Below are 23,905 nucleotides of genomic sequence, written 5' to 3' on the forward strand. Positions count from 1 at the left end.
TAAACAATTGATCAAACATGCTGTTTGAGTTGAATATGTTGAGTGCGATCCTTTGGATATTGGTGGGATTTGGTTGTATGGAGGCCTTTTCGTGGGCTATTCACAAATATCTCATGCATGGAGTTCTTTGGAATATCCATAAAACCCATCATACTCATACTAAAGGTTTCTTTGAACTCAATGATGTATTCACACTCATCTTTGGAGGAACAGCTATTGTGTTGATCTTTTTGGGAGTAGATGCTTTAGATTACAGGTTCTGGCTCGGCTGTGGAATTAGTCTTTATGGCTGTCTGTACTTCATCTTACATGATGTACTGATCCATAGAAGGTTGAGCTGGTTCAATAGGCCAAAAAATAAGTATTTGAGAGCCATCACTGAAGCGCATAAGGCACACCACAAAACACAGAAAGAGAATTCTGTGTCTTTCGGGTTATTTGTTGTACCGAAGAAGTATTTGAAGGAAGAAGATTAAAAGAGACGAGGTTTGGCAAATTATTCAATAAAAGATTTAGAACATTTATCTGGTATCAAAGCACATACGTTGCGCATTTGGGAGCAGCGGTATGGTCTGATCAATCCAAAAAGGACAGATACCAATATTCGCTATTATGATCAGGATGATCTCAAATTAGTGCTGAATGTTTCATTGCTGAAAGACAACGGCTTTAAGATATCCCGCATCGCGGAAATGAGTCAACCAGAGCTTCATGAAGCGGTTCTTAAGGTTTCAGACAAAACGACCAGTTTTGCCGATCAAATTTATGGCTTAACACTGGCCATGATTGATTTGGACGAGCAACGCTTCGAAAAAATCATTTCATCAAATACATTGAAAATCGGGTTCGAGAGAACCATGCTTAATATTATATACCCATTCCTATCGAAGGTTGGGGTCATGTGGACTACCGATTCAATCAATCCTGCTCAGGAACATTTTATCTCCAACCTCATTCGTCAAAAGGTAATTGTTGCCATAGATGGCCAATATGAGACCTTTGATGAGAAAGCCAAAAAGTACATGCTTTTCCTACCCGAAGGAGAATTACATGAACTGGGCTTGTTATTCGCCAACTATCTGATCCGGGCTAAAGGCAATAAAGTGATTTATCTCGGTCAGAACATGCCTTTCAATGACCTGTCTAACGTTTACAATACTTATCAGCCGGATTATTTGCTCACCATTCTAACCAGCAGAGATAAGGCAAGGGATTGCAAAGAGTACTTAAACAACTTATCTGCCGACTTTCCAGATACCGAAATTCTGGTGAGTGGTAGCCAGGTCATTGGCCAGGACCTCGATCTTCCGGATAATGTTATTCAGATTGCGAACCCCAATCATTTACTTCAATTCATCGAAGAACATCAATCAGTCTCTATTTCCAGATAATTCCCCCACTTCTGTTTAAGAAGAGTTTTTCTATAAATACTTACATGTATATACTTACAAATACAACTTGTTGAAGATATAAGCCTTATTTATACCCATTTATTAAGCAAAACAGACATCCTACATTTGTTTGTTTAATGTTTGAACAAAAAGTTTACACAGAAATTGTTTGACTTTTGTTTAATGTTTTACAATATTTGTTCAACATAAAAGCAAAACGTATGACAGCTCTAGAATACAGTTACACAATTACACAAATGACTAAATCTCTGAAGCCATTTGCTTTAAAGTTGACGAAGGATACCGAAGACGCTAATGACCTATTGCAGGAAACCCTAATGAAGGCTTACAAGAACAGGGAAAAGTTTTCAGAAGGAACCAACCTGAAAGCGTGGTTATATACCATCATGAAAAACACCTTTATTACTAATTATCAGAGAATGGTAAGAAGAGGTACTTTCATAGATACTACTGATAACCTTCATTTTATTAACAGCAGTGATACCAAAATTGAAAATGGTGCTTATAGTAATTTCGCACTAAAGGACATTAATGCTGCTATAGAAGATCTGGACAGTGTTTATAAAACACCCTTCATGATGTACTTCAGAGGATTCAAGTACCATGAAATTGCCGATAGATTGGAAATTCCTATTGGTACTGTCAAGAATAGAATTCACATTGCCAGAAAACAACTGAAAGAAAAACTCAGAACATACAGAAGCTAATACTAGTTTAGCCTAAATGAATAAGAAAAAGGCACTGGTTATTGGTTCCGGTTTTGCAGGACTTTCAGCCGCTATTAATCTGGCTGATAAAGGTTTCCAAGTCACGATTCTGGAAAAAAATAACTCCATTGGAGGAAGAGCCCGACAGTTCAGCGAGTCGGGCTTTACTTTTGATATGGGCCCCAGTTGGTACTGGATGCCAGATGTATTTGAGTCTTTCTTCAATCGATTTGGTAAAAGCGTTTCTGACTACTATGACCTTATCAGATTAGACCCTTCATATCAGGTCATCTATGAGCATGGTGAAGAAATGCCCATCCCGGCTCAGATGCCGGAATTGGAAGCCCTTTTCGATCAGGTAGAACCTGGAGCAGGTCTAAAGCTCAGAGCATTCATGAAGCAGGCCGCCTATAAATATGAGGTAGGTATTAACCAACTGGTTTATAAGCCTGGTCGCTCACTCACGGAATTTGCCAGCCTGAAGCTATTGATTGATGTAGTACGCATGGACGTATTTCAGTCCATGGCAAAGCATGTCAGAACGTACTTCTCGCATCCAAAGCTGATTCAGTTAATGGAGTTTCCGGTATTATTCCTTGGCGCTCTGCCTAAAAACACCCCTGCATTATATAGCTTGATGAATTATGCGGATATGGCCCTTGGAACCTGGTATCCAAAGGGAGGCATGTTCAAAATAGTTGAAGCCCTTGCTTCTCTGGCCAGAGAATTAGGAGTAGAAATTTTATGCAGCCATGAAGTAACTGCCATACACACAGAGAATAAGAAGGTGAGTAGAGTTGAAACCAACCAGGGAGACTTTAAAGCAGATGTGGTGGTCGCTGGAGCTGACTATCATCATGTAGATTCAAAGCTGCTATCAACTGGTGATCGCAACTACTCAGAAAAATACTGGGATTCCAGGGTGCTTGCGCCTTCTTCCCTGCTCTACTATGTTGGACTTGATCAACCATTGAACAAACTCCTACATCATAACTTGTTCTTCGACACGGACTTTACACCTCACGCCAGGCATATATATGAAGATCCGCAGTGGCCTGAAAACCCGTTGTTCTATGCTTCAGTAACCTCAAAAACTGATGATACTGTCGCACCTGCAGGCCATGAAAATCTCTTCTTACTAATTCCTGTAGCACCAGGGTTGGAGGACAGTGAGGAAATAAGAGAGCATTATTTCAAGTTGATCGTGAAGCGGATGGAAGCCTATTGTGGTCAGAACATTGTCGATCATGTGGTGTATAAAAGAAGCTTTGCCCATCAGGATTTTGTCAATGATTATCACTCCTTCAAAGGCAATGCCTATGGATTGGCCAATACATTAAGGCAAACAGCTATTCTAAAACCCGGGTTGAAGAATAAGCATGTACATAACCTGTATTATACAGGCCAGCTAACTGTTCCGGGGCCCGGTGTTCCACCCAGTCTGATTTCAGGAATTGTTGTGGCAAATGAAATTGCTAAAGATTTCATTTAAACCCTTTTAGACTTTATTAGTTATCTTAAATCATGGATCTCTTCGATCAAACCACATTAGAATGCAGTAAGTTGATTACTCAACGATACAGCACCTCATTCACACTGGGGATTAAGACGCTGGATAAAAGTCTGCATTTCCCCATTTATGCCATTTATGGTTTTGTGCGCTATGCTGATGAGATCGTAGATACATTTCATAACAAAGACAAGAAAAAACTTCTAGACCAGTTCGAAGCTGACACCTTTGAGGCTATTGAGCAGGGAGTAAGCCTCAATCCGGTTCTCCATGCTTTCCAGTTGGTCGTCAACCAATACAGAATAGATCATAAACTGATCACTGCGTTCCTTCATTCAATGAGGCTGGATCTGGAAGAAAAGACATATAACCAGAATGGCTATGAAGAATACATTTATGGCTCAGCAGAGGTGGTTGGGCTCATGTGCCTGAAGGTTTTTTGTAATGGAGATGAAGCACAGTACCAACGTCTTGTTCCTCCTGCCAGAAAACTGGGAGCCGCTTTCCAGAAGGTTAACTTCATTCGTGATATCAAAAGTGATTATGAAGAAAGAGGAAGAGTGTACTTCCCCGGAGTAGATTTCAACGACTTTAGTTTAACGGCTAAAGAGGCTATTGAAGCGGATATTCAAAGTGACTTTGACGAAGCACTTGAAGGAATTAAACAATTACCTCGAGAAGCCCGACTTGGTGTTTATCTGGCCTATAAATACTACCTAAAGCTGTTCAGAAAAATCAAAAAATGCCCCCCTTCCAGAATTAAGGAGGAGCGGATAAGAATTCCCGATATCAGAAAATTCGGTATCCTTCTGGGTATTTATTTTCAACATCGGTTGCATTCGATCTGAGGTTCAGAAAAAAACGTTAATGAAAACAAGCCATTTTTGAACATAAAGGTCATCCCTAAGTTTAAGATATATGTTTAACCTCAGCGTAGATATCGACATCAATTCGGGCTTTTGTTTTGGCGTTGTATATGCCATCGAAATGGCAGAAGATATCCTGAATGAGGAAGGTCATCTCTATTGTCTTGGAGACATTGTGCACAATGATGAAGAGGTAAAACGATTAGAGAAAATGGGGCTGAGGATAATCAACCATGAAGAGCTTAAATCCCTCAGGGATGCCAAGGTACTGATCAGAGCTCATGGCGAACCTCCTTCAACCTATCAACTGGCTATTCAAAATAATCTTGAACTGATTGATGCCTCTTGCCCCGTGGTATTGAAACTTCAGAATCGCATCAAAAACAGCTTCGACAAAGAAGAAAACATTTACATCTATGGAAAGCATGGCCATGCGGAGGTAGTTGGTTTGCTGGGACAGACGAATGATCAGGCTGTGGTTTTTCAGGACATTGAAGAACTTAACCTGGAAGAACTCCCCAGTGAGATTACCCTCTATTCCCAGACTACCAAGAGCACGGACAAGTTTTACGAAATCAATCAGATGCTTCAGGAAAATGGAATCAGTGTTAAAACCAATGACACTATCTGTAGACAAGTATCGAACAGAGACAAGGAGCTTCGTGAGTTTGCTAAAAAATTCGATGTGATAGTCTTTGTAAGCGGCACCAAATCATCTAACGGAAAGGTCCTCCATAAAATCTGTGCCGATCAAAACCCAAGAACCCATTTTGTTTCCAGTATTGGAGATGTAAAGTCTGAATGGTTCGGGAAAGATGAGAGAGTTGGTATCTGTGGTGCTACCTCTACACCCATGTGGTTGATGGAAGAAATAAAGGGCCATCTCGAAAAACTTTAATCCTTAATTTAGGGACATGGCCAAAGCCAAGTCGAATACCGGAATCTACGTTGCACTAACCATTATTACTCTATGGTTCATAGTGCTGATCGGTGCTCTGCAGGCTCCCGTAAAACCGAGCTCTGTATGGACCTATGTTTTGGTACTGGTACTTATGCACTTATATACCGGCTTGTTCATTACTGCTCACGATGCCATGCATGGTACGGTTTCAAGTAATAAGAAGATCAATCATTTCATTGGCCATGTGGCTGCTTTGCTCTTCAGCTTTAACTTTTATCGAAAGTTGTTCCCTAAGCATCATGAGCATCACAAACACGTGGCCACAGACAAAGATCCTGACTACCATCAGGGAGGATTTCTGATCTGGTATTTCAGTTTTCTGAGTCAGTACGTCACAGTACTACAAATTGTGTTAATGGCTGGAGCATTTAATGTCCTTAAACTTTTAGTTCCTACTGAGAATCTAATTATCTACTGGATGTTGCCTGCGGTGCTCTCTACGTTGCAGCTGTTCTATTTTGGTACATACCTGCCTCACAGAGGAGAGCATACTCCCCAAAACATTCATAAATCAAGGAGTCAAAAGCTCAATCACGCCTGGGCTTTTCTAAGTTGCTACTTCTTTGGGTATCACTATGAACATCATGCTTCTCCGGGAACTGCCTGGTGGCAACTTTGGAAGGTCAAAGAAGCATATGAGGCCAAAAGTGATTCTGCCGGAAATTAGGGCAACAAAAAAGCCATTTGCAATCACAAATGGCTCCTTCAATATTTTATAATCGATTGGGACTAATGTCTGTCATCTGTATCAATAGCTCCATCTACAATGTTGATGGTACGCTTACCATAGGCAGCGTTCTCTTTGGAGTGCGTAACCTGAACAATGGTCATTCCTTCTGAATTCAATTTCTGGAACAACTTCATGATCTCTTCCGCCTGATCTGAGTGAAGGTTACCTGTTGGCTCATCAGCCAGAAGTAATTTCGGCTCACCGATCAATGCCCTGGCCACACCTACCAATTGCTGCTGACCCCCAGAAAGCTGCTCAGGAAAAAGGTCCTTTTTAGCTACCATCTGAAACCTATCAAGCATTTCCGCCACAAGACTCTTTCTCTCTTTTGACTTCACTCCTTTATACAAAAGTGGTGTCTCAATATTTTCATAAACTGTTAGCTCATCGATCAGGTGATATGCCTGAAAGACGAATCCGATATGATGCTTATGCAAATCAGAACGCTTACGCTCTTTCATTCTATGAATAGGCTCATCGAAGAAGTAATACTCTCCCTGAGAAGGCTCATCGAGCATACCAATAATATTCATCAATGTTGACTTTCCGGCACCTGAAGGGCCCATGATAGTCACAAATTCACCTTGTTCTATATCGAGATCAATTCCCTTGAGAATGAAAGTTCTTTGGTATTTGGAATCGACAAACTTGTCGATGTCGCGTAGTTTAATCATTTGAATCGTTTAAGTTTTGACCTTATCGGTTTACCAATTTATATGCCAATAGCGAATATATTGATTTTCGGCCTTATGCCTATCATTCAGTTATTTAAACTGTACATTTTCGTTCACTTTTGTTCACAAATGACACGCTATCAGAAAGTGTAGAAGCCTGTTTGTTCCTGAGGAGGGAAGAGGAGCATAGCACAGACAAACGCAATAATGGAAATGACAAAACCAATCATGAAGAAGGTGTAACAGGCGCGCAAAAGCTTATACTTCTTACCCAGTACAACCCCGAGGTAATAGATGTCTTTGATCAAACTACCATAGAGGTAGTCACCGTCTTTCATCATTTCTTTCATACCCCACTCGTAACGGTCTAGTTTCATCTTGTGGAAGTTGCCGAAGAAAAGTAAGTTGGTTCTCTTACTCAGCACTTCTTCATCTGTGAAAACGCCTGATGAAACATTGGGTCTGGTAGCCAGAATAGCCAATACAATAGTTGTCAAACAGACAATAATCAACACGATGGTTGGAATGACCAGGTTAGGGTATTCGTAGAGTTTTCTGATAAGAACAGACACCACTACTGAGAGAATAATGGTGTTTACCGAAATCATAATGTTGGCCTTATTATCGGCCATAGCACTCAATTCCAGATGATTCTTAGAGGTTGTTCTAAACATGGTTTCAATACCACGATCAGGTTTTATCCTAGCCTTTTCCTCCATTTTGGCCAGCTTTTTCTCAAGTTTTTTAATCTGTTTGTCTTCTGACTTAGACTTCTTCTTTTCTTTCACTTCACCGTTTCCGATCCTTTTCAGGTTATCGTCTTTAATGGGCTGAAGGTACTTCTTACCAAATTCTGTGAAATACTCATGGTCATTGAAGAAGCTGAAGTTAAGTTTATCCCAGTCGCTCTCGCTGATCTTTTTATTCTTGGTCAGCTCAATCTCCCGATGCATTCGGTCTGACATCTTATGATAATCTGTACAGGCCAGGTGATGCATGTCTGCATCGCAGAGTATTTGTTCCAGTAGGTTCTTAGGAGCTTGCGGCATTCTGGTGGCCAGAATACAACCTGAAATAATCCTGATTTTGTCTTCCGGAAGACCTTCCTGACTCAAATAAGCTTCGGCTATTTTCACACTGGTCTCCTCATGATTGTCACAACCTTCAGTATAACCGACATCATGAAACCAGGCCGCAATGGTAACCAACTCTAGTTCTTCGTCAGTCAATTCACTCTCGCGACCAATAATACGCGCGGCATCAACAACTCTTTCAGTATGATGATAATTGTGGTAAACGAAGTTTTCTGAAAGCCTGTCAGAAAAGAGTTCTTTACAATAAGACTGAACTTTTGGGACCAGTAAATCTGTCACTGTAGTATTTTCTAAACTTAAATATAAGACCTCAACCCAAATTACTTGAATATCAGTGCCTATAAGGAATGATAATAAATATATTTTTGTTCCCAACCATGCAAATGATCAGGTCAGCTAAGCTATTGATGCTATTGGTTTTACCCCTTATCCTGCCCCAAGTAAAGGCTCAGGACAAGCCCCCTTATGACCTCTCCGCTCCGAATATTGTTTACACATTACCCGATTATCTGGAGGAAGTTTCGGGATTAACCTACTTCGACACCGATCAGCTCGCCATGCATAACGATGAAAAAGGACGAATGTATGTCTTCGACTTGAAAAAAAGACAAGTGGTAAAAAGAGTTCGCTTTGACGGTGATGGTGACTTCGAGGGAATTGAAAGAGTAGGTGACTTTATCTATGTAGTCAAAAGCAATGGACACCTATATCGCTTCAATGTCAATATCGAAGGAGTTGTTGAGAAAATTAAAACTCCCTTCGATTCCAAAAATAATGTTGAAGGACTGGGTTACAACGCTAAGACCAACCACTTGTTGGTGGCATTGAAAGAGGATGGAGACACTCCTGATGTAAAAGTGGCAGGAAGAGCAATTTACGGTTATGACCTGCTCAAGAACGAATTCGATAAGCTTCCTCTTTTTTCAGTTAGCCATAAAGACCTGGAAAGAGTATTAGGTAAAGACTATAAATTCCACCCTTCAGCCGTGGCGGTACATCCTATTACGGAAGAAGTCTATGTGCTATCAGCCCATAAAAGGTCATTGATGGTCTTTGGAAAAGATGGTCAACCCAAGAACCTGACTGATTTAAAGCGAAGTCTCTTCCCTCAACCGGAAGGTATAGCCTTCAGTCCGAATGGTGACTTGTACATTAGCAATGAAATGGAGGGTGAAGGGGGCACCTTGCTATGGTTTAAAATGAAACAGTAGAACCAATCATTAAAAACTGCTGTTTGATCCTGCAATTGTGAGGAAATGAAAAAATTAATCTCTCTACTGTTTACGCTACTACCCTTAACAGGCCTGGCCTTTCAGTCTCAGACGCCTGTTTACTCTGTCTATCTGGTTGGAGATGCGGGAGAACCCTATGAGAACCCGGTATTAACACTGCTAAAAAAGGAATTGGACGCTGCAGGAAAGAACGCTGCAGTCATCTTTCTAGGGGATAATATTTATCCAAAAGGAATGCCACCAGAGGAGCATCCTCTCAGAGAAGCCGCAGAAATTGCAATAGATGGTCAGATCAACGCGGTGAAAGACTTTGAAGGAAAGAGAATCTTTGTGCCAGGAAATCATGATTGGGCGCAAGGCAAAGAGTATGGTCTGGAGTGGTTAAAAAATCAACAGAAGTATGTTGAGCAAGCCCTGGATGATCGTGAGGTTTGGCTACCATCGAATGGATGTCCTGGTCCGGTAGAAGTTGATCTCACCGACCAAATCACTCTGGTAATTATAGATACACAGTGGTTTCTGCACAAAGGGAAAAAACCAGAGGAAGGAAATGACTGTGGTGCCAGTACCATTGCCGAGGTAGGAGAACTCTTTCAGGACATCCTCAAGAGAAACGCACACAAAAAAGTAATAGTGGCCTCGCACCATCCTATGTATACCTACGGTATTCATGGAGGGGTCTTTAGCGCGAAAGATCACCTGTTCCCTCTCACTGCATCAAAGAAAATGAAGAATCTTTATGTACCACTTCCGGTGGTAGGTTCTATCTATCCACTATACAGAAAGATTTTCGGAAATATTCAAGACACATCACATCCGGTCTACAAGCAATTCCGCGATGGTATGGTGCAGCTAATGAAATCTCACCCGGATATTGTTCATGCAGCGGGTCACGAACATGCTCTGGAGCACATCCAAAAAGAGGGTAAGCATTATATCGTTAGTGGTTCCGGATCAAAAAACAATGCCCATGTTAAGCAGAAGGGAGATGCCTTGTTTGCTCAAAATACTATGGGCTTTGCCCGACTCGATTATTTCGAGGATGGAAGGGTGGTTCTCAATTTTGTTACCCCTGAAAATGGTCAGCCCAAAGCCCTGTATACAAGTACTATCTCTGAGCTACCATGGCAACCAGGTCCTAAGGAACTTCTGGCAGATTTCGATCCAAACACCTTCAAGGACAAGGATACAACCTTTGCCGCCAGCCAGAAGTATCACAACCGAAGTAAGTTTCACGAAGCACTCTTCGGTGCTAACTACAGGGAGGAATGGGCTGCGGAAGTAGAGCTACCCATCTTCGATATAGCCAGTGTTGAAGGGGGATTGAAAATACTCAAAAAAGGAGGAGGACATCAGACAACCTCTCTGAGACTCGAGGGCAAGGATGGCAAGCAGTATGTGCTCCGTTCTATGGACAAAAACCCGGCACTGACCTTACCACCAGAATTGAGAAGGACTTTTATCAAGAGCATCGTTCAGGACGGAATCTCCTCCTCTCACCCCTACGCTCCCGTGGTTATACCATCATTGGCTGATGCGGCCGGAATATACCACGCCAATCCGGTCATCTATTTTATCCCTGATGACCCGCGCTTCGGCATTTACCGGGAAGACTTCGCCAATACCGTAGCAGTATTTGAAGAGAGAGCTAATGATGAGCAGATTGTTGAGCCTTTCTTCGGAGCAGGTGACGATGTAGAATCAAGTATTGACCTCTATGATGAACTGGAGGACGACAATGATGAGAAAGTAGATCAGGTCTTTGTGGTCAGAAACAGGTTGTTCGATATGTGGCTCGGTGATTGGGATCGCCATGATGACCAATGGAGATGGGTTGAATATGACCTGAAAGATGATAAAAAGCTCTACCGCCCCATACCTCGCGATCGGGATGTAGCCTTTTTTGCCGGAGAAGGTGTCTTCAAAAAGATTGCAGCATCCAAATGGGCTCAACCTGCTTTGAAAGGTTTCCATGATGAAATCACCTACACCCCTTCTTATGGATTCTACAGAATCCGCTGGTTCGATCGCTACTTTATGACAGAACCTTCTGAGGCGGACTGGGTTCGACAGGCGCAGGAATTGAAAGCAGCTCTCACCGATGAGGTCATTGAATCTGCTTTTGAAGTATGGCCTCAGAAAATCTTCGATCTACATGGTGAGGAGATCATCAGAAAGCTTAAAAACAGAAGAGACAAACTAGATATCTACGCTTCAGATTACTATCGCTTCCTGTCTAAATCAGTGAATGTGTTGGGTAGTGATAAGAGAGAGTGGTTTGTGGTCAAGCGACTGAATGATGAAGAAACCGATGTTACTGTCTACAAAATCTCAGATAAAGGGAACAGAGATGAGGTCATTTACCATCGTGTTTTCAAAACTGAAGAAACTGAAGAAATCCGTCTGTTTGGCTTCGGCCAGGAAGATGAGTTCGAAGTTAGCGGAGATGTGAATAAGGGCATCATTGTAAGAATTATCGGAGGTGGAAGTAAAGACCTGATCGTTGATAAAAGCTCTGTCAAAGGACTTAAGAAACATACCGTGGTGTATGATAAAGCAAAGAGTACCACATTAGAAGCTGGTTCAGAAACCAAGAGCTTCATCACGGACAAAGACCCGGATATCAACCATTATAACATGGAAGAGTTTGACTTTGACCTGAGAATGCCTTTGGTCAGTTTCAACTTTAACCCAGATGACGGTATTTTCTTAGGAGGTGGCTTTTTGAAGGTAACTGATGGGTTCAGAAAGGAACCTTATGCCAGTAAACAAAGCCTTGTGGCCAACTATGCCATCGCCACAAGTTCATACAGTATAGACTATAGTGCCGAATTCGTAGATGCGATTGGTAAAGCCAACTTGTTGATCGATGCCGAAATTAAGGCCCCTAATTTTGTCAATAACTTCTTTGGACTGGGTAATGAGACAGAATACAATGACGACCTGGAACTGACCTATTACAGAACCAGATACCAGTCTTATTTACTGAATCCGGCTCTCAGCTTTCAGGTGGGTTCAAAAGCCAGTTTCAAAATAGGCGGAAGGTTGTGGGATGTGGAAATTGAGGAGAATGAAGGTCGCTTTATCTCTGACTTCGCCAACAACGGCCTTAATCCGAATATCCTGAACGAGCATCGAACTTATGCAGGGACAAACATTGCCTTTCAGTTCGATTCTAAAGATGATGGTGTTGTGGCGAAAAGAGGTGTCACATTCAATACGCAACTAATTTATGATATAGGCATTAACTCCATCTCGAACAATAGTGCCAGATGGAACTCTGATTTGACTTTCAGATGGATTTTAGATGGCTTCGGCAGAACTTCCATGGCTACCAGAGTGGGTTATAACAAATCCTTTGGAGACTTTGAGTTTTTCCAGGCCAGTTATCTGGATGGATTCAATACGCTCAGAGGTTATAGAAGATATCGCTTTGCGGGAGAAAGCAGCTTTTTTCATCAAATTGACCTGAGAGTAGATTTGTTCGAATGGAGAAACTACTTCCTGCCTTCAAGGGTGGGGCTTATTCTCTTCAATGACATCGGACGAGTTTGGGTTGAAGGAGAAGATTCCAACAAACTCCATCACGGTTATGGTGGTGGAATTTACCTGACACCATTCGGAAAAGTTGCCTTGAATATTCTTCTGGCTAAATCGGAGGAAAACTTCCTCCCACTATTCAAGCTAGGCTTCTATTTCTAATTAGACATTAGGAATCTTAACAATAAAGGTGGTTCCCTTATTGACTTCTGATTTGAAGTTTACAGTACCTCCATGCATCTCAATAAACTGCTTCACAATGACAAGTCCCAGACCTGTTCCTTCAATATCACCAACGTTCGATGCACGCGAGAAAGATTCAAAGAGGCTGGACTGGTCTTTAGCAGGAATTCCCACACCGTAATCTTTTACCTCTATCTGTACAGAGTCTGATGCATACTTGATGGTTACTTCAGGATTTTCCTTATCAGGAGAATATTTCAGTGCATTACTGATCAGGTTAGAAAGAGCATGTGAAATCAATTGACTATCCAATAGCAGCTGCCTTTCTTTTCCTTCCACTTTCAGCCCAACACTTCTGTTTTTGAATTGAACCTGACTTTCAAGAATTACCTGTTTCACAATGCCTGTCAGTGTGGTGATCTCCTTCTTGAGCTGCGTTTTACCCACATCCAGTCGGCCAAGTGTGAATACATCTTTGAGTAGCGCATTTAAACGATCTAGCTCGGTCCTGATTCTGGTCACGTGTTTCACTAGTTTATTGTCAGGCATTTCCGAACGATTATCCAGGTACATACTTATCAGTTCATTACTGGACTGAATGGTGGTTAGTGGGGTACGGAACTCATGTGAGGCCATGGAAATGAAACTCGACTTCAGCTTATTGAGCTGTCTTTCCTTCTCAATCACATTTACAATTTCCGTAATGTCACGAGTCGAGGTCAATACGAATTGCACCTCATCATCATCATCCAATACAGCACTCATAGAAACTCCCACCCAGAAATACTCTCCGTTTTTCTTCTGATAACGGTACTGAGTGATGGTGTTCTTTCTTTTATTTTTGACAGTTTCTTCAAATACTTCAGAGGCACGCTTATAGTCGTCTGGATGAATCAGGTCTTTCAAACTGAGCTGCATCTTCTCCTCCACAGTATATCCCAGCAGCCTGGTACATGAAGGTGACACGAAAGTGAAGGAACCGTTCAGGCGATGGAGGCAGATCACATCTGCTGAGTTCTCTGATACCAGCTTGTATTGCTCTTCCTTCGCCTTTAATTTCTCTTCTGTAATTTTTTTCTCCGTGATATCAACCTTATTGGCCCTGATGTATATCGGGTTCTGGTCTTCATCGAGAATAATGCCACCAGTCGCTTTAATCCAGCGCCAAGACCCATTCTTGTGTCGGTATCTAAATATGGCCGAGCTATCTCTCACCTTATTATCAATGGTTTCACTAAAGGCATCATTAATCGTATCCAGGTCGTCAGGGTGTACAAATTCACGGCTATTTCTTCCGATGACATCATCCACTTCATAACCCATCGTCTCTTTAATGGAAGGAGTGATAAACACATACTTTCCGGAGATGTCCATGAGAGAAACAATATCATTCGAGTTCTCAGTAATCAGCTTATACCTTTCCTCGCTCTCCTTTAGTGCTCTTTGAGCCTCAACTCGATCCGTCACATTACGGGTTGATGTCTGAAGAAACAATGGCTCTCCCTGATCATCGAGTATAGTCCCTCCAACAGTCTCAAGCCACTGTAGAGTACCATCTCTGTGCTTAGCCTGAAAAGTAACGGAGATAGTCTTGAGTTCTCCATTGATCACTTTAAGCATTGAATCGGATACTTTATGAAGGTATTCGTTAGAGATTATATCTCTAAGCCTCAGCTCATGCAGTTCTTCCGGGGTATAGCCTAAAACGTCTTTTGATGAGGGTGAAACAAACACAAATCTACCATCGAGCTCTTGTAGACATATACAGTCACTGGAGTTCTCTGATATCAGCTTATACTTAGCTTCACTTTCTCTCAGCCTTGTCTGAGCCTCCTTCAGTGAAGTAATATTAGATAGAGAACCGACTGCGCGGACTGGCTTCCCCTCATTGTCATATATTATTCCAGCCTTAAAAAGTGCCCAAATGATTCTATTATTAGCGGCTGCCAGTCTGAATTCCAGGGTAATTTTCTCCTTGCCCTGCTCCAGGTGCTGATTGAGAATTACTATGAACTCCTTACGATCAACTTCATGCAGATATCTGGCAATTAATTGATCATCTAAAGGGTTCTGCTCCGGAGGTATACCCATTCCTTCCCAAAACTGAGGAGAAAGATAGGAGCGTTTGGTATTGAAATCATATTCCCAAATGGCATCATTAGTTCCTTCTACGGCCAACTGATATCGCTCATTACTTTCCTGTAATTGACTTTCCAGATTTTTTCGATCTGTGATGTCCTGAAGAATAGTAATGAAGCATTCCTGATTCTGGAAATCAAGTGGCATAGTAGAGGCACTAACCCAGAAAGACTCACCTTTCTTATTACGTAGCACCAGCTCATGGCCCTGAATATGTCCTTCAACCTGAAGTCTCTCCACATAGGTCTTCCTTCCTTCAAAATTCTGATAGAAGTGAATTACCTTCTTCCCAAGAAAGTCTGCCGGAGACATTTCATATACTTCGAAGAGCACCTCATTGGCAAAAATGACCTGCCCGTCTTCCTTGGTTGAGATGAAAACCGGATCGGGTAAAGCATCAACAATGGCCTTTAGCCTTTGCTGACTGAGTTCCAGGTTTAATCTTGATCTACGGATGTAGTCAATATCAGTAGTGATACCATCGAGCCTTACCGGCTTCTCATCTTCATAGTAGACACTGATACGATCCCGGAAATAACGATAGGTCCCTTCCTTTCTAAGTGATTTATAAGCGTAGTTGGCCGAACCGGAACTCAGGGCATTAACAACCTCTTCCAGCACCCTTTCTCTATCATCCGGATGAATTCGCTGCTGCCATTCTTCCATGGTTTTTGGCCATGGATCAAGCTCTTCAGGATTTCCAAATCGCTTAATTGGATCATTATGATATACGATCTCATAGGGCTCGGATGTGAGGTCAATTGACCAGACTGGCTCAGTAAGATTGCTTATAACTTCCTGAAGCTCAACGGATCTCTTTTTAACATCCAATAAATCGTCTGTGGCATCTTTTAAAATGTTTTCCATCACTTAGGCTCTCAAGAAGGGTGTTTTTTGGATAATTTTAAGATACTATTTTAGTAGTTTTCAGCCAATTAACCTCAATATTTAAGATATTCACCTTAACAAAAGATTAGACCATGGACACTGACTATCAAAGCAGCCCGAAGATTTTGATTGTGGAAGATGAGCCGTTTATTGCGGAAAATCTTCAGGAAATGCTCGGCATATTTGGCTATGAGAATACAGAGATAGCCAATTCTGCTAACCAGGCCATTAAAGCAATTAAGGCATCCAGACCAGACCTGATTCTATTAGATGTGAAAATCAAAGGCGATCAGGATGGTATTGAATTGGGAGGCATTATCAAAGAACAGTATAAAGTTCCTTTTGTATACATCACTTCTTATTCTGATAAAGAGACTGTTAACAGAGCAAAACAAACTCAGCCTCTAGGCTTTATTGTTAAGCCATTCACTAAGGATGACGTATATGCGGCTATAGAAGTCGCCCTGTTCAATAAAAACCGTATTGCGGTAGCTACTGGTGAGAGACTAGCCGAAAACAACCCTACTACCTATAACAATGACTCCATCTTCATTAAGAAGAAGAGTATGTTGGAAAAAGTTAAATATAGTGAGCTGGAATGGATTGAAGCCGATGGTAACCATATTACAATTCACGCCCGTGACGGCAGAGACTTTACCATTCGCAAATCATTGAAGGAAATCACTGACAGGCTACCAAAAGACAGGTTCCTGAGGGTGCATAAGTCTTTTGTGGTATTGGTAGACTCTGTAACTGCCATAGACACTAATTACGTGTACCTTGGAGCTAAGAAAATTCCGATTGGCAGATCTTATTACAATGCCTTCACTGCTACTCTGAATACCATCAGTGCCAGTTAATTTCGGGAATAGCTATAAATAACAACAGGGTTAGAGCCATCTGATTCACTGATAGTGAAGAAAGCCGAACCATCAACTGACCAGGCGATGGCTTCGCCCTGTGGTTCTTGTTCATAATTCAGGCGATCAGGCTCAGTGGCTAATAATTCTGTCAGGCTTTCATTGCCCGACTTCTTCCAATGGTAGATGTTCAGGTAATTCTTGATGAGTACCTCATCACCGGATGGTGAAATATCGGCCGCTGTAATAAAGGTGTAAGGCAACACCATTACCCTTTCTGCAGTATTGAGCTCTGTAGTGCTTTGAGGAAAAGGTAACCTGTAAAGAATTACACTTGGCTCACGCTTGGTTACAATGTAAATGTCTTTAGACTGGGGTTCTACAAATAAGGCTTCTGCATCACGCGCCCCATCTTCATAGACGAAGTCGATTGCATCATAATCGCCACTAGCTACTACAAAGGTAGAAGGAATATCTTCTACGGTTAAATCTGGTTCTGGTACCCTGTAGATAGTTAATTGAGATCTGCGGGCATTGTTATCTCCAATGTCTCCCACATAAAGGTAATTGAGCAAATCATCTGGTCCGGGACCACTGGCTAAATCCTCCCAGTCAATGTTCTGGGCTCCACTAAACTCTAACCTACTCGAATCTGCTCCTTCTTTGGTGAAAAGATATAGTGCTGGAAAGCCTCCAGAATCATTGTGCGACCAAAGGTATATAGGGTTGGAACGGCTGTTAACCAGGCCAGAAGCCTCATCTAATTCTGCAATTTGCAGTTCTCCAATAGATGTGCCCTGAGAAAAGAGAGTCGAAACCTCCTGGTCATCGACCTGAGGGTTTACATCAGCCCCCGGAGATTTGCATCCATTGGCACTTAAAAGCAAAAAGCAGAAAACCGCAGTTATGTTTCTCATCAGTTTTTTGAGGGTATTGAATTCCATGGGGAGATTCAGTTCTTTAACTACGAATTTCTGCTTTTATTTTTAATTCAGCTTGCTATTTGAGATCTGCTCTCACCTTAGCAACCTGCTCTTTCGTGACCATCTTTTCGGCTTTGTTACCGAATGAGTTCATCACATAGTTTAATACGTTAGCAATGTCTGCATCGTCAAGACCGGTTGCAGGCATCACCTGATTATATTTTTTTCCGTTTACAGTAATCTCTCCCTGTAATCCATTAATCAGATTTTCGATATTTCTTTCTACATCTTTCATCAGATAATCAGATTCCGCCAAAGGAGGAAAGACATTGGCAATACCTTGTCCCTTGTCCAGGTGGCAGGCCATACAAACCTGATTGTATGTAGTCTTTCCTGCCTCCATACTTTTTTTCAAAGCGTCACTCTGATCGGCTTTAAATGAAAACGAGGCTAAGAATATGCCACAAAAAGCAGCAAGCAGGGTTAATTTTTTTGTATTCATCATATTGCGTTTCTAGGGGTTCTAAAGTAACTAAGAATCTTAACTAAAATAAACGATCGCGAGTTTATCGTGACCTAAATTTCGAATTCTACCTGGTTTCTCAGGAGGTCTTCAAACTCCTCTCTCTTTCTAATGAGGTGAGCTTTGCCTTCGTAGATCAAAACTTCAGCAGGCCTTAGCCTTGAGTTATAATTGGAGGCCATGCTGAAGGCATAAGCTCCAGCATTTTTGAAAGCCAGAAGATCTCCTTCCTTCACTTCACTTAACTTTCGGTCTAAGCCAAAAGTATCTGTTTCACAAATATAGCCTACCACAGTGTAAACTCTTTTGGTACCGGAAGTATTAGAAATATTCACTATTTCGTGATAAGCATCGTACATCATCGGGCGAATCAAATGATTCATACCAGAATCAACTCCTGCAAAAACTGTGGCAGGAGTGGTCTTTACCACATTGGTTCTGGTTAAAAACAGACCCGACTCACTCACCAGAAATTTTCCCGGCTCAAACCACATCTCAAGTTTCCTGCCATACCTGTCACAAAACTCATTAAAGGCTGCGGAAAGCTTGTTACCCACATCTTCAATATCGGTAGTAATGTCCCCTTCTTTATAAGCGACCTTGAATCCACTACCGAAATCAATGAACTCTAGATTTTCAAAGTTCTTAGCTGCATCAAATAGAATATCAGATGCTCTCAGGAATACTTCGGCATCGAGAATATCTGAACCGGTGTGCATGTGCAAACCAACCACATTAAGGTTATAAGTAGAAACCACCTTCAGAATATGCGCCATTTGATAAATGGAGATGCCAAATTTCGAGTCGGCATGGCCCGTGGAAATCTTCTTATTTCCTCCCGCCATGATATGCGGATTCAGCCTGATACACACCGGAACGGTATTATGATATTCGTTTCCGAACTGCTCAAGAATGGAGATATTATCAAGGTTGATCATCACCCCAAGCTCTACGGCTTTCTTAATTTCCTCAAAAGACACACAGTTGGGTGTATATAGTATCTCCTCCGGACTGAAACCGGCTTTCAAACCGAGTTTTACCTCCTGAATAGATACACAGTCCAATTCTGAACCGTAACTCTTCAATAACTTTAGAATGGAAAGGTTAGTCAGGGATTTACAAGCGAACTTCACTTTCATATCCACTGCACTAAATGCTGACTGTAACCTGTCGAACTGGGCTTTTATTTTAGCAGCATCATAAACATATACCGGAGTACCAAATTCCTCTGTCAACTGAATCAGGTCTACTCCCTGAACGCAATAACGACCGTTAACTAATTCCATCTGTTTGTAATTGAGCGCCAAATATATAGCCAATAAAACAAAAAGAGGAAGTTTGACCGACTTCCTCTTTCTAAATACTCAACTAAAACTAAATTTTACTCTATTACCACTCTTTTGGTAAGTGCTTTGTCGTTTTGAACCAACTTCATGATATATATTCCCTTACCCTCATGGGTTAAGTCTACTTTGAAGTGATACGCTCCGTTTGAGGGCTGTCCCAGACGATTATAAACTTCATTGCCTTCATCGTCTATAATAACGATCTGCACTGGGGCCTCACTATTTGTGGCTAGCTCAACATCAAATCTTCCATCACTTGGGTTTGGATAGAAGCTGATATCTCTTAACTCCAGACTCTCCATATCGTCTGTACCGGCTGCTTTCTTATCTTCCTCCTTTGCCGAGTGAATTACTACTCTGGCTCTGGTGATTACTCTTACTCCGGTATCATCATCGTCATCATGGTCGAAACTCCAGACTCCGAAGTTTCCGTCATCTTCCCAGTCACCAAAATCGAAGCTAAATTGACCCATTCTATCCTTGAGAGCATCTCTCAACGAGTCAATGTCCATTATTTCATCCCCATTAAAGAAGAAACGCCCACTGTCATTTCTGAACTGGAATCTGTTTACCAGGGAGTCTATATCCATCATGTGCCCATTGTCGAAGTCAAAAGCGAAGTTACCTCCGAAGTTTTTCATCATCTCCTCGATTCGTTTCTGCATATCCCCGAACCTGGACATATCGAAATCCTCATCATCCCAGAAACCTTTTCCAGGTCCGTTGTGGAAGAAAAACTGCGGTTTACCTCCATTGAACCTAAAGGTTAAATCGTCTTTGTTGATGCCATATTTCTCAAGATCGGGGTCATTTTGCATGTCCTCGTAAGACTCATAAGTCTTCTCAAAGTTAGTTTCATGCTCGCCTCTTCTCTGTATTACCTGAAGCTTAACTTTTCCATCTTCAGTAGTAGAAATAGAGACTGACTTACTTTCTTTTGTACCTTCATCCTGAGCCTTTAATGACTGGCTGGCTGTCAGCATCAGAAGCACCATCAGTGTACCTCCAATGATTTTAAATTGTGTTTGAATTGACCTTATCATTTTTTACCTCCTTATTCAGTCAAAAGTACTCTGATCGATTGCAAATCGTTGTTAAAAGCCGGTTAAACGATGTTAATTATTGTTAACCAGGTGATTAGAGCTCTGAAATAGCCGTAATTTTAAACCGTGACGCAGAATAAAATACGTTGGTTAATTGGTTTGCTGAGTGTGGCACTACTTGGCCTGATTGGTTTTCAGTTCTACTGGATAAGTGAAGTGAACACTGTCAACAAGGAACGCTTTAATAAATCGGTGAATGATGCTCTCAATGAGGTAGCCTACAAACTGGCTATTAAAAATGATCGCGATTTCCTGGTTCAAAACATGAATCGCAATGTTCCCTTCCCCCAAAGGAATCTGGAAATTCTTAGAGACTCGATTAATCGCATTTCCAATCCAGGAGGTTTCAGCCCAAGAAATCCTCAAAGGGTCAACAATATTGAAGAGACTATCAGCAGCCTGTTCCAATTTCAGGTCAATGAACAAACCGGAGAGTGGTTTGTCAGCTTCGACTTTAGTGCTTTTGTAGATCCTGCCGCACAGTTTGGTCCCATGCCAGATAATGCCAATCGAAGCCTGATTGTGGAGGAGCAGATGAACCGGAGGATGGACATGCTTAAACAGACCTGGCTGGACCATTTAATGGGAAGCAATAACCTCTATGAAAGAATTAATCCTGCTGATTTAGATACTCTACTGCGAGAGGAGCTCGAAAATAAAGGGATTGACCTGGAATACCATTATGGTATCATCGACAGTTCCAAAGATGAGCTCAAACTGCTGAATGCGAATATCAAAGAAGATGCAGAGCATGTATTACAGTCACCTCTTAAGGCCAATCTTTTCCCTATGGACCTTATGGAAAAAGACTTTTTGCTGGCTATAGACTTTCCTAATGAAAAGAATTACCTGTTAAAACAGGCGCTGGTTCCTCTATCAGCATCAGGGATTTTAATCTTTATTGTGGTAGGCTGCTTTGCCTATGCCATCATGGTCATTTTGAAGCAGAAAAAGATCTCTGAAATCAAAAACGACTTCATCAACAACATGACGCATGAGTTTAAGACGCCCATTGCTACTGTATCATTAGCTACTGAGGCTCTTCAGGATGATGACATCAAAAGTAATGCGGCTATCATAGATCGTTATGTTCAAGTGATTCGCGATGAAAACAAGCGCCTGGGTATGCAGGTAGAAAAAGTGTTACAAATCGCCAGCCTGGATAAAAAAGACTTCAAGCTAAAGTTTGAAAAGTCTGATGTGCACGACATCATTCAAAAGGCACTGGTTAACATAACCATATTAGTTGAAAAGAGGGGAGGACAGATCACCAGCCAGCTACTGGCCTCTAATTCTGAAATAGAAGCAGACAGAGTGCATCTGACCAATATCATTTACAACCTCCTGGATAACGCCAATAAATATTCTCCGGAAGCTCCTGAGATTCATATCCGCACCGAGAGCATTTCTACCGGTGTTATCATCAAGATTTCGGACAAGGGTATTGGTATGTCTAAAGAAGCTACTGATAAAATATTCGATAAATTTTACCGCGTCTCTACCGGCAATGTTCATGATGTAAAGGGCTTTGGATTAGGTCTTTCCTATGTCAAAAACATAGTAGATATGCACCAAGGCTCTGTTTCTGTGAAAAGCGAACCGGGCAAGGGAAGTACATTCAAAGTTTTTTTACCTTTTACACATGGCTAGTTTTAAAATATTACTGGTGGAAGATGACCCTAACCTGGGGCAAATCCTGAACGAATACCTGACACTCAAAGGCTATGCTACCACGCTTTGCCGTGATGGTGAAGAGGGTTTAGCGGCCTTTAAACGGGAGCAATATGACTTATGTCTCTTCGACATTATGCTGCCAAAGAAGGACGGGTTTTCGATGGCCAAAGAGATCAGAAAGAATGACTCAGTCACTCCCATTATTTTCCTCACGGCTAAATCGATGAAGGAAGACACCATAGAAGGTTTTAAGATTGGTGGTGATGACTATATCACCAAGCCTTTCAGTATGGAAGAGCTTCTACTCAGAATCCAGGCCATATTGAGAAGGACCGCAGAAAAGAATCCCCAGATCTCAGATCAAAAGGAGTTCAACTTTGGAGAGTTTCACTACGATTACGATAAACAACTACTCATTCATGGCGAGCAACAAACCAAGCTGACTTCGAAAGAATCGGAATTGCTTCGTTTGTTATGCCTCCACCTAAACCAACCTCTCGATCGCTCTACTGCTTTAAAGATTATCTGGAGAGATGACTCCTATTTCAATGCCCGAAGTATGGACGTTTATATCGCTAAGCTGAGGAAGCACTTGAAGGCCGATCCAAGCGTACAAATCATGACTTTGCATGGTTCGGGCTTTAAGCTCATCACCGATGCAAAAATAGATGGCTAAAGAGTCATATGGCTGTTGGAAAACCAGTAAGTTTTTAGTACTTTATTTGTCTTGCATTTAATAAATTAATAAAGCAGCTCTTTCATTTTTCTGCTTAAAAATTTGCTAGTTTTGACCGCCTTAAAAGTGCTTTTTAGACTATGATTCAGATTATACCGTCAATTTCTATTATCAACGGAAAGTTAACCCGACTGAAGCAAGGGGACTATTCTCAGGAAACTGTTTACAAGGACAGTCCGATAGATATTGCGAAACAATTTGAGGATTATGGTATCAGCAAAATCCATATTGTAGACCTTGATGGAGCACGTAAGGGCAGCCCGGTTAACTATCATATCCTTGAGTCCATCGCAGGTTATACCAACCTTAAGGTGGACTACAGCGGGGGTCTTCGAACCGATGGCGATATCAATAAAGCCTATGAATATGGTGCTACTTCAATAACCGCTTCTTCGGTGGCCATCAACAAAAGAGATCTTTTCTCATCCTGGTTGATGTCATACGGCCGTGAGAAAATCACACTGGGAGCGGATGCCAAGGACGGTAAAATAACGATCAGAGGCTGGCAACATGCTACCAACTACGACCTCGAAGAACATATCGATTACTTCTACATGAGAGGCATCAAATACGTGAAGTGTTCTGATGTGGAGAAGGATGGTATTCTTGAAGGACCTAACTTCGACTTGTATAAAAAAGTGGTGGCACTTTTCCCTAATATCCACTTCCTCGCCAGTGGTGGTGTTCGGTCAGTTGATGACATTAAGAAACTGGAAGACATTGGAGTAAAGGGAGTAATCTTTGGTAAAGCTTATTACGAAGGGAATCTAAGCTTAAAGGATATCGAAAGTCTTCTTAAATAGA

At 41.7% G+C, this 23,905-nt stretch carries 20 protein-coding genes; 13 read left to right on the top strand and 7 right to left on the bottom strand.

Features of this window, described 5'->3' with window-relative positions; translation table 11 throughout:
- Window positions 1–17: 17 nt before the first annotated feature.
- The 7 genes from ACOOEY_RS09595 to ACOOEY_RS09625 all read left to right on the top strand — a co-directional run bounded on the left by ACOOEY_RS09595 (window position 18) and on the right by ACOOEY_RS09625 (window position 6,123).
- A complete protein-coding gene (locus ACOOEY_RS09595) occupies window positions 18–476 on the top strand; it encodes a sterol desaturase family protein (protein ID WP_420388456.1) in 459 nt (152 codons plus the stop codon).
- 12 nt (window positions 477–488) lie between these two features.
- Complete coding sequence (locus ACOOEY_RS09600; RefSeq protein ID WP_420388457.1) at window positions 489–1,391, top strand: MerR family transcriptional regulator; 903 nt, start codon at window positions 489–491, stop codon at window positions 1,389–1,391.
- A gap of 221 nt (window positions 1,392–1,612) precedes the next feature.
- Window positions 1,613–2,119: an RNA polymerase sigma factor gene (locus ACOOEY_RS09605; RefSeq protein WP_420388458.1), complete on the top strand. Its 507-nt coding sequence runs from the start codon at window positions 1,613–1,615 to the stop codon at window positions 2,117–2,119.
- A 16-nt stretch (window positions 2,120–2,135) separates the two neighbouring features.
- On the top strand, window positions 2,136–3,611 hold the full coding sequence (locus ACOOEY_RS09610) for a phytoene desaturase family protein (RefSeq protein WP_420388459.1): 1,476 nt from the start codon (window positions 2,136–2,138) through the stop codon (window positions 3,609–3,611).
- A 32-nt stretch (window positions 3,612–3,643) separates the two neighbouring features.
- A complete protein-coding gene (locus ACOOEY_RS09615; protein ID WP_420388460.1) occupies window positions 3,644–4,477 on the top strand; it encodes a phytoene/squalene synthase family protein in 834 nt (277 codons plus the stop codon).
- Between the two features lie 70 nt (window positions 4,478–4,547).
- Window positions 4,548–5,393 carry a 4-hydroxy-3-methylbut-2-enyl diphosphate reductase gene (locus tag ACOOEY_RS09620; RefSeq protein ID WP_420388461.1) on the top strand — a complete coding sequence of 282 codons (846 nt, stop codon included), beginning with the start codon at window positions 4,548–4,550 and terminating at the stop codon, window positions 5,391–5,393.
- A 16-nt stretch (window positions 5,394–5,409) separates the two neighbouring features.
- Window positions 5,410–6,123 carry a fatty acid desaturase gene (locus ACOOEY_RS09625; protein WP_420388462.1) on the top strand — a complete coding sequence of 238 codons (714 nt, stop codon included), beginning with the start codon at window positions 5,410–5,412 and terminating at the stop codon, window positions 6,121–6,123.
- Between the two features lie 62 nt (window positions 6,124–6,185).
- Here ACOOEY_RS09625 and ACOOEY_RS09630 read toward each other — a convergent pair whose 3' ends face one another.
- Together ACOOEY_RS09630 and ACOOEY_RS09635 are read right to left on the bottom strand one after the other, a co-directional pair.
- Window positions 6,186–6,860, bottom strand: coding sequence for an ABC transporter ATP-binding protein (locus ACOOEY_RS09630; RefSeq protein WP_420388463.1), 675 nt, complete (start codon window positions 6,858–6,860; stop codon window positions 6,186–6,188).
- Between the two features lie 140 nt (window positions 6,861–7,000).
- Window positions 7,001–8,233 carry a Pycsar system effector family protein gene (locus ACOOEY_RS09635; RefSeq protein ID WP_420388464.1) on the bottom strand — a complete coding sequence of 411 codons (1,233 nt, stop codon included), beginning with the start codon at window positions 8,231–8,233 and terminating at the stop codon, window positions 7,001–7,003.
- A gap of 104 nt (window positions 8,234–8,337) precedes the next feature.
- Here ACOOEY_RS09635 and ACOOEY_RS09640 point away from each other — a divergent pair, with 104 nt between their 5' ends.
- Window positions 8,338–9,165 (top strand): SdiA-regulated domain-containing protein, encoded by an 828-nt coding sequence (locus tag ACOOEY_RS09640; protein ID WP_420388465.1) that lies wholly within the window; start codon window positions 8,338–8,340, stop codon window positions 9,163–9,165.
- Window positions 9,166–9,210: 45 nt separating this feature from the next.
- On the top strand, window positions 9,211–12,888 hold the full coding sequence (locus tag ACOOEY_RS09645; RefSeq protein WP_420388466.1) for a metallophosphoesterase: 3,678 nt from the start codon (window positions 9,211–9,213) through the stop codon (window positions 12,886–12,888).
- On the opposite strand, the gene ACOOEY_RS09650 is transcribed toward ACOOEY_RS09645, so the two are convergent.
- Window positions 12,889–15,915 (bottom strand): PAS domain S-box protein, encoded by a 3,027-nt coding sequence (locus ACOOEY_RS09650; protein WP_420388467.1) that lies wholly within the window; start codon window positions 15,913–15,915, stop codon window positions 12,889–12,891.
- Window positions 15,916–16,028: 113 nt separating this feature from the next.
- On the opposite strand from ACOOEY_RS09650, the gene ACOOEY_RS09655 reads away from it, so the two are divergent.
- Window positions 16,029–16,796 (top strand): response regulator, encoded by a 768-nt coding sequence (locus tag ACOOEY_RS09655; RefSeq protein ID WP_420388468.1) that lies wholly within the window; start codon window positions 16,029–16,031, stop codon window positions 16,794–16,796.
- Here the strand turns inward: ACOOEY_RS09655 and ACOOEY_RS09660 are convergent.
- The 4 genes from ACOOEY_RS09660 to ACOOEY_RS09675 form a co-directional block, all read right to left on the bottom strand.
- Window positions 16,793–17,713, bottom strand: coding sequence for a hypothetical protein (locus ACOOEY_RS09660; protein WP_420388469.1), 921 nt, complete (start codon window positions 17,711–17,713; stop codon window positions 16,793–16,795). The genes ACOOEY_RS09655 and ACOOEY_RS09660 overlap by 4 nt on opposite strands.
- Before the next feature lie 82 nt (window positions 17,714–17,795).
- Entirely contained in the window at window positions 17,796–18,224 is a 429-nt protein-coding gene (locus ACOOEY_RS09665; RefSeq protein ID WP_420388470.1) for a c-type cytochrome, read from the bottom strand.
- Window positions 18,225–18,295: 71 nt separating this feature from the next.
- Window positions 18,296–19,528, bottom strand: a complete 1,233-nt coding sequence (gene lysA, locus ACOOEY_RS09670) for a diaminopimelate decarboxylase (protein ID WP_420388471.1) — start codon at window positions 19,526–19,528, stop codon at window positions 18,296–18,298.
- A gap of 95 nt (window positions 19,529–19,623) precedes the next feature.
- Window positions 19,624–20,631 (bottom strand): T9SS type A sorting domain-containing protein, encoded by a 1,008-nt coding sequence (locus tag ACOOEY_RS09675; RefSeq protein ID WP_420388472.1) that lies wholly within the window; start codon window positions 20,629–20,631, stop codon window positions 19,624–19,626.
- Between the two features lie 126 nt (window positions 20,632–20,757).
- On the opposite strand from ACOOEY_RS09675, the gene ACOOEY_RS09680 reads away from it, so the two are divergent.
- From ACOOEY_RS09680 to ACOOEY_RS09690, 3 genes are all read left to right on the top strand, one after another.
- The gene (locus ACOOEY_RS09680; protein WP_420388473.1) at window positions 20,758–22,341 is read left to right on the top strand and encodes a sensor histidine kinase; all 1,584 of its coding nucleotides are present in this window, start codon (window positions 20,758–20,760) and stop codon (window positions 22,339–22,341) included.
- A complete protein-coding gene (locus ACOOEY_RS09685) occupies window positions 22,334–23,041 on the top strand; it encodes a response regulator transcription factor (RefSeq protein ID WP_420388474.1) in 708 nt (235 codons plus the stop codon). The genes ACOOEY_RS09680 and ACOOEY_RS09685 overlap by 8 nt, the downstream gene beginning before the upstream one ends.
- A 140-nt stretch (window positions 23,042–23,181) precedes the next feature.
- Window positions 23,182–23,904 (top strand): HisA/HisF-related TIM barrel protein, encoded by a 723-nt coding sequence (locus tag ACOOEY_RS09690; protein WP_420388475.1) that lies wholly within the window; start codon window positions 23,182–23,184, stop codon window positions 23,902–23,904.
- Window position 23,905: the final 1 nt, after the last annotated feature.

The organism is Roseivirga sp. (genome assembly GCF_965216855.1).
GTDB lineage: Bacteria > Bacteroidota > Bacteroidia > Cytophagales > Cyclobacteriaceae > Roseivirga.

Excerpts from the sequence above, each read along its gene's own strand:
- ACOOEY_RS09595 (WP_420388456.1), top strand. The coding sequence starts at position 18 with ATGCTGTTTGAGTTGAATATGTTGAGTGCGATCCTTTGGATATTGGTG.
- ACOOEY_RS09605 (WP_420388458.1), top strand. The coding sequence starts at position 1,613 with ATGACAGCTCTAGAATACAGTTACACAATTACACAAATGACTAAATCT.
- ACOOEY_RS09610 (WP_420388459.1), top strand. The coding sequence starts at position 2,136 with ATGAATAAGAAAAAGGCACTGGTTATTGGTTCCGGTTTTGCAGGACTT.
- ACOOEY_RS09615 (WP_420388460.1), top strand. The coding sequence starts at position 3,644 with ATGGATCTCTTCGATCAAACCACATTAGAATGCAGTAAGTTGATTACT.
- ACOOEY_RS09620 (WP_420388461.1), top strand. The coding sequence starts at position 4,548 with ATGTTTAACCTCAGCGTAGATATCGACATCAATTCGGGCTTTTGTTTT.
- ACOOEY_RS09625 (WP_420388462.1), top strand. The coding sequence starts at position 5,410 with ATGGCCAAAGCCAAGTCGAATACCGGAATCTACGTTGCACTAACCATT.
- ACOOEY_RS09630 (WP_420388463.1), bottom strand. The coding sequence starts at position 6,860 with ATGATTAAACTACGCGACATCGACAAGTTTGTCGATTCCAAATACCAA.
- ACOOEY_RS09640 (WP_420388465.1), top strand. The coding sequence starts at position 8,338 with ATGATCAGGTCAGCTAAGCTATTGATGCTATTGGTTTTACCCCTTATC.
- ACOOEY_RS09645 (WP_420388466.1), top strand. The coding sequence starts at position 9,211 with ATGAAAAAATTAATCTCTCTACTGTTTACGCTACTACCCTTAACAGGC.
- ACOOEY_RS09650 (WP_420388467.1), bottom strand. The coding sequence starts at position 15,915 with ATGGAAAACATTTTAAAAGATGCCACAGACGATTTATTGGATGTTAAA.
- ACOOEY_RS09655 (WP_420388468.1), top strand. The coding sequence starts at position 16,029 with ATGGACACTGACTATCAAAGCAGCCCGAAGATTTTGATTGTGGAAGAT.
- ACOOEY_RS09660 (WP_420388469.1), bottom strand. The coding sequence starts at position 17,713 with ATGAGAAACATAACTGCGGTTTTCTGCTTTTTGCTTTTAAGTGCCAAT.
- ACOOEY_RS09665 (WP_420388470.1), bottom strand. The coding sequence starts at position 18,224 with ATGATGAATACAAAAAAATTAACCCTGCTTGCTGCTTTTTGTGGCATA.
- lysA (WP_420388471.1), bottom strand. The coding sequence starts at position 19,528 with ATGGAATTAGTTAACGGTCGTTATTGCGTTCAGGGAGTAGACCTGATT.
- ACOOEY_RS09675 (WP_420388472.1), bottom strand. The coding sequence starts at position 20,631 with ATGATAAGGTCAATTCAAACACAATTTAAAATCATTGGAGGTACACTG.
- ACOOEY_RS09685 (WP_420388474.1), top strand. The coding sequence starts at position 22,334 with ATGGCTAGTTTTAAAATATTACTGGTGGAAGATGACCCTAACCTGGGG.
- ACOOEY_RS09690 (WP_420388475.1), top strand. The coding sequence starts at position 23,182 with ATGATTCAGATTATACCGTCAATTTCTATTATCAACGGAAAGTTAACC.